14 protein-coding genes and 1 pseudogene are annotated in these 14,135 nt (G+C 68.2%); 11 read left to right on the top strand and 4 right to left on the bottom strand.

Features of this window, described 5'->3' with window-relative positions; all coding sequences use genetic code 11:
• Nucleotides 1-114: 114 nt before the first annotated feature.
• Nucleotides 115-1,284 carry an alpha/beta hydrolase gene (locus AB0I59_RS40620; protein WP_061254197.1) on the bottom strand — a complete coding sequence of 390 codons (1,170 nt, stop codon included), beginning with the start codon at nt 1,282-1,284 and terminating at the stop codon, nt 115-117.
• Nucleotides 1,285-1,443: 159 nt separating this feature from the next.
• Here AB0I59_RS40620 and AB0I59_RS40615 point away from each other — a divergent pair, with 159 nt between their 5' ends.
• From AB0I59_RS40615 to AB0I59_RS40590, 6 genes are all read left to right on the top strand, one after another.
• Nucleotides 1,444-2,331 (top strand): LysR family transcriptional regulator, encoded by an 888-nt coding sequence (locus AB0I59_RS40615; RefSeq protein ID WP_061254199.1) that lies wholly within the window; start codon nt 1,444-1,446, stop codon nt 2,329-2,331.
• A gap of 427 nt (nt 2,332-2,758) precedes the next feature.
• Nucleotides 2,759-3,334 (top strand): TetR family transcriptional regulator, encoded by a 576-nt coding sequence (locus AB0I59_RS40610; RefSeq protein ID WP_358142076.1) that lies wholly within the window; start codon nt 2,759-2,761, stop codon nt 3,332-3,334.
• A 30-nt stretch (nt 3,335-3,364) separates the two neighbouring features.
• Nucleotides 3,365-3,835, top strand: a complete 471-nt coding sequence (locus AB0I59_RS40605) for a hypothetical protein (RefSeq protein WP_358142073.1) — start codon at nt 3,365-3,367, stop codon at nt 3,833-3,835.
• Between the two features lie 907 nt (nt 3,836-4,742).
• Entirely contained in the window at nt 4,743-5,414 is a 672-nt protein-coding gene (locus tag AB0I59_RS40600) for a TetR/AcrR family transcriptional regulator (protein ID WP_061254782.1), read from the top strand.
• Nucleotides 5,415-5,548: 134 nt separating this feature from the next.
• Entirely contained in the window at nt 5,549-6,766 is a 1,218-nt protein-coding gene (locus tag AB0I59_RS40595; RefSeq protein ID WP_061254205.1) for a cytochrome P450, read from the top strand.
• Nucleotides 6,767-6,815: 49 nt separating this feature from the next.
• Complete coding sequence (locus AB0I59_RS40590; protein WP_061254207.1) at nt 6,816-7,010, top strand: ferredoxin; 195 nt, start codon at nt 6,816-6,818, stop codon at nt 7,008-7,010.
• A gap of 39 nt (nt 7,011-7,049) precedes the next feature.
• Here the strand turns inward: AB0I59_RS40590 and AB0I59_RS40585 are convergent, their stop codons facing one another.
• Nucleotides 7,050-7,367: a hypothetical protein gene (locus tag AB0I59_RS40585; RefSeq protein ID WP_061254209.1), complete on the bottom strand. Its 318-nt coding sequence runs from the start codon at nt 7,365-7,367 to the stop codon at nt 7,050-7,052.
• 144 nt (nt 7,368-7,511) lie between these two features.
• On the opposite strand from AB0I59_RS40585, the pseudogene AB0I59_RS40580 reads away from it, so the two are divergent.
• Nucleotides 7,512-7,730, top strand: a pseudogene (locus AB0I59_RS40580) (transposase family protein); the annotation flags it as partial.
• A 199-nt stretch (nt 7,731-7,929) separates the two neighbouring features.
• Here AB0I59_RS40580 and AB0I59_RS40575 read toward each other — a convergent pair.
• Together AB0I59_RS40575 and AB0I59_RS40570 are read right to left on the bottom strand one after the other, a co-directional pair.
• Nucleotides 7,930-8,619, bottom strand: a complete 690-nt coding sequence (locus AB0I59_RS40575; RefSeq protein ID WP_358142080.1) for a hypothetical protein — start codon at nt 8,617-8,619, stop codon at nt 7,930-7,932.
• A 393-nt stretch (nt 8,620-9,012) separates the two neighbouring features.
• Nucleotides 9,013-10,377: an MFS transporter gene (locus tag AB0I59_RS40570; RefSeq protein WP_358142068.1), complete on the bottom strand. Its 1,365-nt coding sequence runs from the start codon at nt 10,375-10,377 to the stop codon at nt 9,013-9,015.
• Nucleotides 10,378-10,586: 209 nt separating this feature from the next.
• Here AB0I59_RS40570 and AB0I59_RS40565 point away from each other — a divergent pair, with 209 nt between their 5' ends.
• The 4 genes from AB0I59_RS40565 (at nt 10,587) to AB0I59_RS40550 (ending at nt 14,132) form a co-directional block, all read left to right on the top strand.
• Nucleotides 10,587-11,270 (top strand): nuclear transport factor 2 family protein, encoded by a 684-nt coding sequence (locus AB0I59_RS40565; RefSeq protein ID WP_358142065.1) that lies wholly within the window; start codon nt 10,587-10,589, stop codon nt 11,268-11,270.
• Nucleotides 11,267-11,464: a ferredoxin gene (locus AB0I59_RS40560; protein ID WP_358142062.1), complete on the top strand. Its 198-nt coding sequence runs from the start codon at nt 11,267-11,269 to the stop codon at nt 11,462-11,464. Before AB0I59_RS40565 ends, AB0I59_RS40560 begins: the two co-directional genes overlap by 4 nt.
• Nucleotides 11,465-11,473: 9 nt before the next feature.
• A complete protein-coding gene (locus tag AB0I59_RS40555; protein WP_358142059.1) occupies nt 11,474-12,682 on the top strand; it encodes an NAD(P)/FAD-dependent oxidoreductase in 1,209 nt (402 codons plus the stop codon).
• 88 nt (nt 12,683-12,770) lie between these two features.
• The gene (locus tag AB0I59_RS40550) at nt 12,771-14,132 is read left to right on the top strand and encodes a Rieske 2Fe-2S domain-containing protein (RefSeq protein ID WP_358142056.1); all 1,362 of its coding nucleotides are present in this window, start codon (nt 12,771-12,773) and stop codon (nt 14,130-14,132) included.
• Nucleotides 14,133-14,135 lie beyond the last annotated feature (3 nt).

Below are 14,135 nucleotides of genomic sequence, written 5' to 3'. Positions count from 1 at the left end.
AGCAACGGCCCCAGCCGCGCCCACTCCTCATCGGTCAGATCGTGACGTTTCAGGCGTTCCTCATCCACACTGATGATCTACACCAAACCGGCACCAAAGATCACGGGACACGCCCTAGGGCTGGGGTGTCCACTTCTGTGATCTCACTCGGGCGGTGAAGGCCTCGATGGCGTCGACGACCGCCTCGAAGCGGACCGAGTGGTACAGGTCGAAGGCGTGATTGCCGCCACGCAGCTCGGCGTAGACGACGGGGGCGGCCGAGGTCGCGCGTAGCCGGTCGGCGAATTCCCTGGCCTCGGCCACGGGCACCAGCGGGTCCAGATCGCCATGGGCCACGAGGAACGGCGGCGCGTCCGGTGCGATGTGGGCCAGCGGCGAGGACTCGGGGCCCTGGCCGAAGTAGGTGCCGTACCAGCCGTTCAGGTAGATGGCCCCGGTCACGGAGGTGTCCGCGTCCTCGAAGCCAGGCTGGAAGGCGGGGTCGTTCTGGGTGAGCGCGGCCAGCGCCGCCATGTGCCCGCCCGCCGAGCTGCCCGCGACGAACAGCGTCGAGGGGTCGGCGCCGTGCTCGTGGGCGTGCTCGCGTACCCAGGCGATGATTTTCTTGAGGTCGATCAGGTGGTCGGGGTGCTGGGCCTGGGGCCGGAGCCGGTAGTTGGCGCTGATGCACACCCAGCCCTGGCCGGCGAGGTGGTAGAGCAGGGGAAGCGACTGGCTGTTCTTGTGGCCGCCGGAGTAGGTGCCGCCGTGCAGGTGGATCATGACGGGCGCGCCCTGCGGGCGCGAGCGGTGGTGGTAGAGGTCGAGCAGGTTGCGGCGGCCGGCGTCGCCGTAGGAGAGGTTGGCCACGCGCCGGACGTCCATGCGGCGCTTGACGATGGGCAGGAACAGGATGCGGGCCCACGGCGGACGGCGGCGCAGCCCTTCGGCGAGGTCGGTGTCGATGGCGGCGCGCCACCCCGCGCCCAGGCCCGCGTCCATCGCGCGCTCGATCCTGGCCCGCTCGCCCAGGCCGCGGGAGGCGATGACCGCGAGCCCGATCGTGGTCACGGCGGCCAGGGCGACGATCGCCCAGCCGCCCGCCGAGTGGATGTCACCCTCGGCGAACGCCAGCGCCGTCGGGGCCAGCAGCAGCCAGAAGAAGGCCGCGAACGGCAGTTCGTTGGCGGCCAGCCCGAAGAAGTAGCTCACCCGGCCGAGCGGGCTCCACCCCGGCACCGGCCGCAGCGCGAACAGCGTCCCGATCGCGACGAGCGCCACAGGGATCAGATAACCGACAGGCACCGAATCTCCAAAGTCGGCAGTTTTTCCTGCACTGCCTTCGAACACGCCCACATTTGGGACGTTCTGCGCGCCCCAGCCTCCCCGACCCACCCGCGTCACATCAACGACTGATCCGATAACGTCTTTTAACTCTGAGGTGAAGAATTCGGAGGCCTGCCCATGGAGATGCGAGAGATCGAGATCTTTCTGACGGTGGCCGAAGAGCTGCACTTCAGCCGTACGGCCGAGCGGCTGGGCATCAGCCCGGCCCGCGTCAGCCAAACGATCAAAAAGCAGGAGCGGCGCATCGGCGCGCCCCTGTTCGACCGCACCACCCGAGCCGTCCGCCTCTCCCCGCTCGGTGAGCAGCTGTACCAAGCGCTCAAGGGTGGCTACCGGCAGATCATGCAAGGGATCGCGACTGCTCAGGCCACCGCCAACGGCACCGCGGGAACACTGACCCTCGGCACCCTCGGCCCGCAGTCCACGCAGATCAAGAACGTTCTCGACCTGTTCCTGGCCCGCCACCCAAACGCCCGCCTCCAGCACCGCGAGATCCAGCCGGCCTCCCCTCTGGACCTGCTTAAGTCGGGCGAGCTGGACGTGGCGCACCTGTGGCTACCGATCCGCGAGCCCGAACTGACCATCAGACCGACCCCGTACACCTCCGACGTGCTGCTGATGGTCTCTGCCGACCACCCCTACGCGGAACGGGACACCATCTGCCTGGAGGACCTCGGCGACTGCACCGTGGTCGAAGGCCAGTCGATCCCCTCCTACATGGAGGAGATCTTCAACCCCCACCACACCCCTTCCGGTCGCCCCATCCGCCGCGGCCACAAAGTCACCACCTGGCATGAGACACTCAGCGCCGTCTCCTCAGGCCAGGCCACCGCCGGAGTCACCGCCGAGGCCGCAGCCTTCTACCCCTGGCCCAGCCTCGCCTTCGTCCCCATCCACGACGCCCCCCTGTGCCAGTGGGCCTTCGTCTGGCGTACATCGAGCGAGACCCCACTCATCCGCGCATTCGCCCAAGCAGCCGCCGACGCCCAGCAACCGACGGGGTAGCATCCCCCAGGTAGCCGATCCGTTGGCTTCGGCCCGGGCGCCTGCGGATGTCGGGATTCGATGGTTTCCCTACACACCCGACCTGGGCCCACAGACCCTCCGGAAAACCGGACATCGAGCGACGAACGATCCCGTTGAGTAGCCGGTTCGGCATGTGACCTCTTTCCGGTGTCCTGCAGTACCGCGTCGACCAACTCGAACGGTGGGTGCTGGGTCAGCTCTCCCAGATGGCCGGGTGCGAAGACTCCGCCGGCGACCGTGAGGGTGCGGGTGAGGGTGATCGTGGCAGATCCGGCGTGCGGCAGCCCCCTAGGGAATCCCGGGATCCACCGTGCGGAATCGACGAGTCGATGCGGCCGGCCGTGGGCGTTTGCCGGTTCATTCTAACGATGTTAGATTCTGCCTAACGATGTTAGAAAGGAAGGTCATGAGCCCGGCCGCACGCCTTGACGCCGATTCGATCCTTGGTGCCGTGTTCGACATCCTCGACGGGGAAGGCATCGCCGCGCTCTCGATGCGCACATTGGCCGCACGCCTCGACGTCAAGGCCGCGTCGCTCTACTACCACGTACCGAACAAGGCCGCGCTGCTCCAAATGGTCGCGGATCGGATCGCCACGCAGATCATGGCGACAATCACCCCCGGCCGGGCCTGGCGTGAGCTGCTGGACGGCATCGCACACGACCTGCGGGACATCTTGCGGGCCCACCCCGGCGCCGCCGCGGTCACGGCCGTACAGAACGCGTCACCCCACGTGTTCGAGGAGGCCGTCCCCCTTCTGCTGTTCTCGATGCAGTCGGGCCTGCGCCTCACCGATGACGTGGCGCTTCACCTGGTGCAGTCGCTGTACGTCCTCGTCACCGGCCTCGCTCTCGCCGAGTTCGGCAACGCCCCGGAACCGCCGTACGCTCCGGCCGCCTACTACGACGCCTGGTTCGACATCGCCGTCTCGACCTTCCTCGACGGGGTCCAGGCGCGGTACGGCACCGGCGACCACGACTGAGATCCACAGAGAACCCGAGGAACCGAAAGCATGCTCCCCGTCGCGCTCTTCCTGCTGATCCTCGCCGACGCCTACTTTCTCTTCACCACACTCGTGGACGTCTTCCCGCTCAACAACGTGCGGGAGGCGACGAGGTTGGAGAGACGCACGGAGGTGGCCATCAACGGGCCGGTCCTGCTCGTCCCGGCCGTGCTCCTCGCCGTGGCCGCCGCCGCGGATCTGCCCGTTCTCGCCTACATCGGAGCGGCTGTCGAACTGCTCATCGTTTTGAGCGGCCTAGCGCTCTGGTGGCTTCCGTACCTGGTCGGGGTTACGGTCCCGTGGGCGACGGCGGGCACGGGCGAGAGCTGGGCGCAGCTGCACGCCCGGACCTACGCCAAGACGATCATCGTGCTTCCCCCTATCGGTGATCGGCCGCGCCCCAACGTCGAGCACATGATCCTCCACACGCTCATTCTCGTGGCCGCCATCTGCGCGTTCGTCGCCGCCGGCTCGTTGTAGAAGACCCTGGCCGTCTCGCCGCGCGCCGAACGCCCGGCCCCCAATCTCAGGCGAGACAGGCCCGCTGGAAGCTCCAGCGGGCCTGTCTCGCTTGTCAGGAACCGGGCGCTACGCAGGCCGAGGGGAGTGTTTCGGCGTTGCCGCCAGGCGCCGGGCGGAACGGGCTCGTCATGGACACGCAACTCGCCCCGCGAGTGATGAGGTCTGAGTCCCTCTTCAGGCCGCTGTCGAAGCAGACAACCCCCTACTTGGAGCTGCCGGCCTCGCCCATGCCGCCTTCATCCCAGGATGGGCAGGAGAACGAGACGATGCCGCTGAACGCATGCGCGCCGCTCGTACCTACGCTCGCCGAGCCAACGCCCCTGCGGAATTTCTCGCCTGGTTGGACGCCATGGAAGCCGAGTGTGAAACCCGATGCGGCAACACTAAGCGGGCGTTGCACCTCATCGGAAACGCCGAGGACATCCTTGCTACTGGGGGCCGGCAGAAACGTTCCCGAATGGTTCGACTGGTTCTCGGCCACACGGTTGGGCAGTCACGCCGACGCCGGAGAACGCGAGAAGAGCCCCCAGGTAGTGCGGCCAGCGTTGGTCGTTGTCGGATCGACCGCGAACCCGGACCGGACAGTTCCACTCTCCGGCCGACTCCCGTCCCGGACGGCGATCGATACGGAGCTTCTACGGGCCTGGCATGGATCTGTACGCGTTCTTGACATCGCCGCGACGGCGGCCGTTCGGCGGGAATCTCGGAAGCGCAGGAGAAAAGTTTTAAATCAATTGATTGACTTAAGCTGACTCGACGGATTTACTTACCACACATAAGTGGTCAATTCGGGAGGGTTCCAGGTGAGTGAAGACGATGCCCTGATCGTCGGCGGGCCGCGGGACGTCCCGGAGCGGTGGTGACCATGGCGGTCCGGGCCGAGCGGGTCAGCGCGACCCGCGAGCAGATCCTCACGGCGGGGGAGCGGCTGTTCGCCGAACACGGGGTGTTCACCGTTTCCAACCGGCGGGTCAGCGAGGCTGCCGGGCAGGGCAACAACACCGCGGTCGGCTACCACTTCGGGACCAAGGCGGATCTGGTCCGCGCGATCGTGCGCGGGCACGCCGAGCGGATGGAGGTCGTCCGCCGCCGGATGCTTGCCGAGATCGACGGCTCCACCGAGGTGCGGGACTGGGTGGCCTGCCTGGTACGCCCGCTCACCGAACATCTGGCCGCGTTGGGGAACCCCACCTGGTTCGCCCGCTTCGGCGCCCAGGTGATGACCGACCCCGCGCTGCGCGAAATCATGATCGTCGAGGCGCTCACCTCGCCCACGCTGCTCCGGACCCTCGATGGGCTGAACGCCTGCCTGCCCAGGCTGCCGGTCGAGGTGCGGGCCGAGCGCGGCGAGATGACCAGCCAGTTGATGGTGCACATCTGCGCCGAGCGTGAGCGCGCCCTCGCCGAGGGACGGCCGACCCCCCGCTCCACCTGGCACGACGCCGCGACCGGCCTGGTCGACGCGATCACCGGCCTGTGGGCGGCGCCCGTCACCCCGGGCGGGGAGACGCCCCGGAGCGGCCAGGTATCGACATGAAGATCAGCGTGGACGAGGCAGCCGAGAGCGACTGAGCGCTGCCTCCACCGCCGCGGGCGGACCGGAGCCATGCCGTCTGGCCTCGTTCCGTGCCGACCCCTTGTGAGCCGACCCGTTGTGAAAGGACGCAAGCGATGACCGAAACCGTGAATCCGGCCGAGGTTCCGCAGTTCCCCGGCGCCCGGGCGGCGCGCTGCCCGTTCGACCCGCCGCCGGTCCTGCACGCGTTGCAGGAGCAGGGACCGCTGGCGAAGGTCAAGGTGTGGGACGGCAGCACGCCGTGGCTGGTGACCCGCTATGAAGAGCAGCGGGCGCTGCTCGCCGACCCGAGGGTCAGCGCCGACGTCACTCGCCCCGGCTACCCCAGATCGGCCCCGGTCGCGTCCAGGAACGGCTCGGCCATCAGCTTCATCCTGATGGACGATCCCGAGCACGCCCGGCTGCGCCGCATGGTGCAGGCGCCGTTCACCGTCCGGCGGATCGAGACGCTGCGCCCGGCCGTGCAGAAGATCGTGGACGGCCTGATCGACGACATGCTGGCCGGTCCGAGCCCGGTGGACCTGGTCGAGGCGTTCGCCCTGCCGGTGCCGTCCCTGGTGATCTGCGAGCTGCTCGGCGTCCCCTACGCCGACCACGAGTTCTTCCAGGACAACAGCAAGATCCTCATCCGGCGTGAGGCCGACCCCGAGGAGCGCGCTGCCGCGTTCGCCCAGCTGGTCGGATACCTGGACGACCTGGTCGGGCAGAAGCTCGACCATCCCGGCGAGGACCTGCTCTCCCGGCTGGCCGAGCGGATCAAGGCCGGCGAGCTGACCCGGCCGGAGGCCGCCCGGATGGGCGTGCTGCTGCTGGTCGCCGGACACGAGACCACGGCGAACATGATCGCGCTCGGCACGCTCGCCCTGCTGGAGCACCCCGACCAACTCGACCTGCTCCGCCGTACGGACGATCCGAAGCTGATCGCCGGGGCGGCGGAGGAGCTGCTGCGCTACCTCAACATCACGCACAGCGGACGCCGCCGGGTCGCCCTGGAGGACATCGAGATCGGCGGCCAGGTCATCCGCGCCGGCGATGGGCTGATCCTGGCCAACGACATCGGCAATCGCGACCCCGCGGCCTTCCCTGACCCCGACCGCCTGGACCTGCGGCGCGACGCCCGCCGTCACGTCGCCTTCGGCTTCGGCGTTCACCAGTGCCTGGGCCAGCCGCTGGCCCGCATGGAGTTGCAGGTCGCCTACGGCACGCTCTACCGGCGCGTGCCCACGCTGCGGCTGGCCACGGAGCTGGAGCGGATCCCGTTCAAGCACGACGGCCAGGTCTACGGCGTCTACGAGCTCCCCGTGGCCTGGTGACCGACGTCACCGGCCCGGCATCCCCATCGGCGTAAGGTGAGAGGAACCCGTGAAGATAGTCATCGACCAGGACAGGTGCATCGCCTCCGGGCAGTGTGTGTCCGCCGTCGGCGAGGTGTTCGACCAGCGCGACGAGGATGGCGTCGTGGTGCTGCTCGACCCCACCCCGCCCGCCGACCTGGCCGCCGCCGTCCGGCAGGCCGCGGCCGTGTGCCCCGCGCGGGCCATCCGCGTCGAGGAGTAGGGGGCCACCGGCGGCGCGGCCGCGTCCGCGGCACAGGTGCTAACCGCGTGCCCGGCTCACGACGATGATGGCGAGGACGAAAAGGGCCGCCGAGATCAGGCCGTAAACGGTGGCGGCTATCCGTCTCCGGAAGACGAGGGCCAGAACGCAGCTCACCGGCGGCGCACCCAGTCCGAGCACCATCGTGGCGATCGCGCACACCTCGGAGAGGCTCTTGTTCGCGGGCGTGGCTCCCATCAGGGCGAAGCCGTACGAGAACGTCAGGAGGGCCAGGACTGGCGTTCCGACCAGCCAGAGAAACGTCAGCGCGAACAGGGCTCCCCAACCCGGCCGTTCTTCGGGTGGCGTGGTCGGCATGGTGCGCACATTCCCTTGCCCGATGGGGCGCATATGAGGGTGAGACGCGCTCTCTGGCGGAAATGTTCGGCGCGGGAAAACTGGCTCTGGCACTAATTTCGTGATCTTCCGGCGGTCGGCGGCCAGCCTTGCTGATCATGCTGAGTGACGATCTCGGAGTTGCTCGCGGTTCTCTTCCCCCACCTGGCCTGCCTGCAGATCGACCAGTCGCACCGGTCGGGCAGGTCAGTACGGATCCAGGCCAGAATCGGCACCACGCAGGCCGCGTGCCCACGGTGCGGGATGGTTTCGCGCCGAGTGCACAGCAGCTATGAGCGACGGGTGTGCGACACGGCGGTCAGCGGCCAGGAGACCGTTCTCCGCCTGCGTGTTCAAGGCCCCCTGCACTCGAACCGAGTACGTGGTCTTGGAGTTCAACCACAACCGCGGGCTCCTGACTGTCCACGGCATCCACACCTACAGCGACCTGAACCGCGACGACGCGGTCGCCGACGCGCAGAAGGCGTCCACGTGCGTCAGCCCATGTCAGACCAAGTCTTCAACGCCCAGGACTACCGCCTCATCACCGTCCATGGCCGGAGTCTAGGCGCGCGCCGTCCCACCTCCCGATGTCGCGTGCCCAGCGGAGCAGACGGTAGGTCTTACGTCGAGAGCGCCACCCGCGATCGGGCAGCGTCTCCATCACCTTGGTGGCCATGTCCGCCGCGTCGAGTCCCGGGTGCACGAGCGCGCAGGCGACCGCATCATGGGCGTAATAGTGAGGGCCTTTCTTGTACGCCGCCTCGGCCTCCGTCATGACCGCCTCGGCGGGGTAGTCGCCCGCCTTCGCAAGCGCCAGCCGGGCGAGCTTCGTCGGCGTGCTCGGAAACAGACCGTGTTCGACACGATCCCCCGGGCTCCCGAGGGCGATCTCTCGCAGCGGCGATAGCCATTCCGGCTCGACATCGGGGATCGGCGCGAGCGGCGGGAACCAATCACTGAGATATTCCGTCAGCGCCAGGGCGGTCGCATCACCGTTCCACGCCGCCAGCACGGCAGGCCGAAGCACCGGCCCGGCCGGCCCGGACCTCAGACCGGCCAGCAGGCGGGAGCTCACCGAGGCCTGCGCCAGAGCGGGTGCCACCACCGCCGGGTCCGCCACGTCGATGCGGTATGCGTAATAGACGCAGTCCCGGGGGCGCAGCGAGGACAACCAGCGCTGGACGGAGTCCAGGTCGTCGAGCGTGCGCTGTGACCAGGGATCGCTCATCATCAGGAGACGTCCAGTTCTCTTCGGATTCCGGAGCGCGGCGTGGCCGGCCACCTTTCCGGGCGCAGCGCTCGGCGAGTTCTTGTTCGGCGGCTGCAAGGCGGGCGAGTTCCTCGGGTGTGCCGTGCTGCCGGATGCCAGCACGGATGTGGTCGAGCAGGCGATTCACGGGCTCCGACCCGGCGACATTCGGTCCGCGGATCGCCCCGTACGTCAGCGGAGCTCCAGCCGCTCCGCCGAACCGACCGGGCAGACTCGGTCGCATGATAGACGGGAAGCCGCCAGCCTCGTTCCCCGGAGGAGCACGAGACCGGCGGCTTCCTCGTTTCCGGCGCCTGCCCGACGCTGCGGCAGCTGCCGTGATCTTCATCTGATGTCCGCCCGGACTCGACTTGATCAGTCGGATGACAGGGCGATCTCGGGTGACAGATTGCTGGAACGCTTGCGCGTGACCGAGGTGAGATCTCGGGCGGCGGTCTCCGGCGCGAGGGCGACCGCGACAACGGCCACGAGTCCCAGGAACGCGAGGTACAGAGCCACCGGCCACCAGGCATCCGCCCAGGCGAGAAGCGAGATCGCGATGAGAGGGGAGAGCCCGCCACCCACGACCGAGGCGATCTCGTGACCGAGCGCGACTCCGCTGTAGCGCACGTCGCCGGTGAAGAGCTCGGTGAAGAACGCCGGTTGGGTGCCGATCATCGCGCTGTGACAGATCGCGTTCGCGACGACGATGGAGAGAACGACCAGCGGGGTCTCCTTGGTGTTGATGAGCCAGAAGAAGGGTGCCGCCCAGAGAGCCACGCCTATCGCGCCCGCGATGTAGACCGGCCTACGGCCGACCCTGTCCGACAGCGCGCCCCATAGCGGCATGAGAAGCGCATCCAGGGCCATCGCGATCACGACCGAGGTCAGGGCCACGCTGCTGGAGATGCCGATCTGCGTGGCATAGGCCAGGACGAAGACGATGAAGATGTAGGAGGCCCCGCTCTCCGTCAGTCGGGCGCCGAACGTCACCAGCACGCTGCGCGGCTGCTCGCGAAGGGCCGTCCAGGCGGGGATGTGTTCGGCCCCGCTCTTCTCCTGGACCTCCTGGAACGCGGCCGTCTCCATGACGTGGGTACGGATGAACAGGCCCACCCCCATGATGAGGACACCGGCTATGAAGGGGACGCGCCATCCCCAGGCCATGAACTGGGCATCGGTGGTGACTGTCTGCATCACCGCGAACGCGAGTGCCGACAGGACGAAGCCGATGCCGACTCCGGTCTGGCTCAGCGCGCTCAGCATGCCGCGGCGGCGGGCGCCGACGTTCTCGCTGATGAGCAGTACGCCGCCGCCCCATTCGCCGCCGACGGCGATCCCCTGGAGCATCCGTACGACTGTCAGCAGGATGGGTGCCCAGATGCCGATGGATGCGTACGTGGGCAGGACGCCGATGAGGAACGTGGCCACGCCCATGAGGCTCAGCGTCAGGTAGAGCATCGTCCGCCGGCCGACCCGGTCTCCGAAGTGGCCGAAGAGGATGCCGCCGATCGGGCGCGCGAGGAAGGCCACGGCCTGGGTGCCGAAGGCGCTGATCGTTCCCACCGTGGGATCGACGGTCGGGAAGAACAGGTGGTTGAAGATCAGGGCGGCGGCGGTTCCGTAGAGGAAGAAGTCGTACCACTCAAGGGCGTTGCCGACCAGGCTGGCGACGATGACCCGCCTGCTCGATGTCCGACCTCTTCCGCGGGGGTGCGCCACATCTGGGGTCTGCGGCATGGGCCTCTCCTGTGACTTCGGCGGCGTGCTGCCGCCCGCTCGGTTGTTGTTGGCCTCTCAGTGTTCGGGAGCCGGAACCCTTTGCAAACGTTGACTTTCTTTGGTGGAAGATAAGTACAACTTCCTTCTCGGCCGGTGCATCCGCCGGTCGCCACTGAGTGGCGGGCGACGCTGCCGCCGCGCGCCGGCCGGGTGTTCTACTTCGGCCCATGGCAGCAGGGAAGGACATCGGCCCCCGGCGACCGGCGCGTGACCGGGCGGAGCCGCGGGAGGACCTGGCGGAGCTGAGTCGGCGACTGCGGGTCCTGGAGGACGAGGCTGAGATCCGGCGTCTCGTGTCCAGGCGTCAGTGGCACGCGGACGCGGGTCACGGCGGGCCCGGGGTGCCCTCGTGGCAGGAGAACGGTGCGGTAGAGACGCTCGGCTCCGATATCGAGGAGGCGCCGGGGCTGCGGAGCCGTGACCCGGGACGGTGGACCGGTGTCGGGCTCAGCGGCCACTTCGAAGGGCACACCCGGTCACACGGCCGGGATCGCTCGGCGTTCGCCAGGGATCGCCGGCGGTGGATGCCGCAGATGATGCATTTCCTCACCAACGAGTTCATCGAGGTCGAGTCCGCGGACGTCGCCGCCGGCAGGTGGTACTCGTGGGAGCCGGCCACCGTCCTGGTCGACGGCCGGCTGATGTCGGTGTGGATCGCCGGCAGGTACGAGATGTCCTTCGTCAAGGAGGACGGCGCGTGGCGCATCGCGGAGATGTGTTTCCAGGAGATCTTCTCCACCCCCTATTCGTCCCGCGGCTGGGTGGAGTGCCCGCACGTCTCCTACGGCCCCGGCCAGATCGGCCCCCAGAGCCAGCAGAACCAGAGCCAATCGTCAAGGAGCACACCATGAGGATCGAGTTGAACCAGCAGCTGTGCGAGGGACATTCGCAGTGCGAGATCATCGCGCCTCAGTACTTCGAGGTCCGCGACGACGGAAAGGCGCACCTGCTGCGTACCGACCTGCCGCCCGAGGACCGCGAGCTGCTGGCCGAGGTGGTGCTGAGGTGTCCCGTCGTCGCGGTTCGCGTCGGTGAGGAAGGCTAGGGGAGCGCGGTGCAGCGCATCGTCGTCGTCGGTGGCTCGGTCGCGGCCGCCCGCGTCCTCGACACTCTCGCCCGGCTGCGGACGGACGCGGAGGTCGTGCTCATGACCGCGGAACGCCGATTCCCGGCGCATGACCCGCCCGCCCTGTCCAAGCAGGTTCTCTCGGGCGAATGGCAGCTTGACGAGGCTCTCCTGCGTGTCGAACCGCCTCCGGGTACCCGGGTGCTCACACAGACGACCGCGGTCGCAGTCGATCTCGCGGAACATGTGATCCGCACGGACCGAGGCGACCGTGTCGGATACGACAGGCTGGTCGTGGCCACGGGCAGCCGGCCGCGCCCGCATGGGCTGGTCCCCCGGGGGGTGCGCGGTGTGTACGAGCTCCGGACGGCGCATCACAGCCTCGCCCTGCGGGAGGAGCTGAGAGCGGGCCGCCGGCTGCTGGTCGTCGGTGGCGGCCTCATCGGCTGCGAGGTCGCCGCCACCGCCCGGGTCCGGGGCATGGACGTCACCGTCATCGACCCCGGTTCCCGTCCGCTGCTGCGGATGGCGGGTCCCGAGGCCGGCCGGTTCATCGCGGGCGTGCACGACGAGATGGGCGTCGACCTGCGGTTCGGCACCGGCGTCGAGAAGATCACCGGGGACGAGAGGGTCTCGGGTGTGCAACTCACGGACGGCCGCCACATCCAGGGGGACGCGGTCGTGGTCGGGATCGGGGCGGTGCCCAACACCGAACTGCTCTCCGGCACGGGCCTGTCGATCGACGACGGGGTGTCCTGCGACCAGACGTGCACCGCCCTCGGCGCACCCGACGTCATGGTCGCCGGCGACGCGTGCCGATGGCCGAGCGTCCAGTTCGGCCGCTCGATGCGCGTCGAGCACTGGACCAACGCCGTGGAGCAGGGCTCCCATGTCGGCCGCGCCATCACGCTCGACCACGCGCGACGCCCCACCTTCGACAGCGTTCCGTACGCCTGGTCCGACCAGTTCGGGATGAAGATCCAGGCCCTCGGAGTCATGGAGGGCACTTGGCGGGTGCTCGTCGACGACCGCGTGAATCGCAGGTTCCTGGCGCTGTGCGCCATCGACGACGTGGTGCGGGGAGTGGTCGCCGTCAACAACCCGCATCTCATCGCCAGGGCCCGCGCCGCGATCCTGCGCGGACGGCACGCGGGTACGCCGGACTGGGCCTGGGCCGGGGAACCGCTGGCCGGGTGACCGTATGGAGTCGTCGCGCCGTCAGCCGACGAGTCCGCAAGTCAATGAATGAAACGAACAACACGAACAAAAGGTAGGTGCGGTAAAAGTGGCCCAGCTGTTCACCGAAGCAGAGAACCGGCTCCTCACCCAGACCGGGCCCGGCACGCCGATGGGGGAGCTCATGCGACGTTACTGGATCCCGGCGTTCCTTTCGGAGCGTCTGCCCATGGAGAACTCGGAACCGTTCGAGATCACCCTCCTCGGCGAGAGCCTCGTGGCCTTCAGGGGGCGCAACGGGCAGGTAGGGCTCATGGACTCGAAGTGCCCCCACCGCCGGGCGTCGCTGGTGCTGGCCAGGGTGGAGGACGACTGCGCGCTGCGTTGCATCTACCACGGATGGAAGGTGGACGCGCAGGGCCAGGTACTTGAGACCCCGCCGGAGCCCCCGAACAGCCGATTCGCCCAGTCCATCAGGCACCGCGCCTACCCCACCAGGGAGGCCGGCGGGATCATATGGACGTACATGGGGCCGGAGGAGGAGCGCCCGGAGTTCCCGATGTGGCCTTTCAACGGCCTGCCCGAGGGCCACGTATGGGCGAACCACTTCTACCAGCCGAGCAACTGGTTGCAGGGTCTGGAAGGCGATCTCGACGCCGCGCACGGCGGCTACCTGCACTACTCGAAGGAAGAGTGGGACCGGCAGCGCAACAGCAACTCGCGGCTGGGCAAGTTCCTGTTCGACCCGCGCCCCCAGACGGCGGTGGAGCCCGCCCCTTGGGGCCTCCAGACGGCCTTCCGCTACCACCTGGAGGAGGAGAACGAGGCGGTCTTCTGGATCCACCCCCTGATCTCGCCGTTCTACACGATGTTCTCCCATGCCGAGGATGGTGCTCAGGGAGGCCTCTTCCATGCCTGGGTTCCCAGCACCGACGACTCGCACTACGTCTACTCGGTCGTCTGGCAGCGTGAAAGCCCGCTCACCGAGGACCGCAGGCAGGCCATCGACGCGACGCAGGGGTACACCGCAGTGGACAAGGCGAACGGGTACCTGTCGGTGAACTGGGATGGGAAGGGCTATCGGCAGGATCGGGAGAGCATGACAGAGGGGCTCTCCTTCTCCGGGTTCGAGGGCGTCCACCTGCAGGATCTGGCCATCCAGCACAGCATGGGGCCCGTCGTCGACCGATCGAAGGAGAACCTCTGCGCGGAGGACTTCCTCATCATCCAGGCGCGCCGGTTCTTCCTGGAAACCCTGGAGAAGCTCGCGAGGGGCGAGGAGCTTCCGGCCCTCCAACCGGGCATGGACTACTCGAGAATCGAGCACCGCTGGGTCTTCGCGCCGTCCTCGACGTCGCTGGCGGAGGTCCTCACGCGTAAGGACTGGGACTCCTCGACGGAGGAGAACACCCGGGACGTGAGTACCGTGAAGGCGGCCTGGTCCGCACTGGGCGTTGACGGCGCCGTCTAGATG

It is taken from the genome of Microtetraspora glauca, from assembly GCF_040656155.1.
Taxonomy (GTDB): domain Bacteria; phylum Actinomycetota; class Actinomycetes; order Streptosporangiales; family Streptosporangiaceae; genus Microtetraspora; species Microtetraspora glauca.
This window is presented reverse-complemented; position numbering and strand designations above follow the sequence as displayed.

Excerpts from the sequence above, each read along its gene's own strand:
- AB0I59_RS40570 (WP_358142068.1), bottom strand. The coding sequence starts at position 10,377 with ATGCCGCAGACCCCAGATGTGGCGCACCCCCGCGGAAGAGGTCGGACA.
- AB0I59_RS40605 (WP_358142073.1), top strand. The coding sequence starts at position 3,365 with ATGCTCCCCGTCGCGCTCTTCCTGCTGATCCTCGCCGACGCCTACTTT.
- AB0I59_RS40575 (WP_358142080.1), bottom strand. The coding sequence starts at position 8,619 with ATGATGAGCGATCCCTGGTCACAGCGCACGCTCGACGACCTGGACTCC.
- AB0I59_RS40600 (WP_061254782.1), top strand. The coding sequence starts at position 4,743 with ATGGCGGTCCGGGCCGAGCGGGTCAGCGCGACCCGCGAGCAGATCCTC.
- AB0I59_RS40610 (WP_358142076.1), top strand. The coding sequence starts at position 2,759 with ATGAGCCCGGCCGCACGCCTTGACGCCGATTCGATCCTTGGTGCCGTG.
- AB0I59_RS40560 (WP_358142062.1), top strand. The coding sequence starts at position 11,267 with ATGAGGATCGAGTTGAACCAGCAGCTGTGCGAGGGACATTCGCAGTGC.
- AB0I59_RS40585 (WP_061254209.1), bottom strand. The coding sequence starts at position 7,367 with ATGCCGACCACGCCACCCGAAGAACGGCCGGGTTGGGGAGCCCTGTTC.
- AB0I59_RS40565 (WP_358142065.1), top strand. The coding sequence starts at position 10,587 with ATGGCAGCAGGGAAGGACATCGGCCCCCGGCGACCGGCGCGTGACCGG.
- AB0I59_RS40595 (WP_061254205.1), top strand. The coding sequence starts at position 5,549 with ATGACCGAAACCGTGAATCCGGCCGAGGTTCCGCAGTTCCCCGGCGCC.
- AB0I59_RS40615 (WP_061254199.1), top strand. The coding sequence starts at position 1,444 with ATGGAGATGCGAGAGATCGAGATCTTTCTGACGGTGGCCGAAGAGCTG.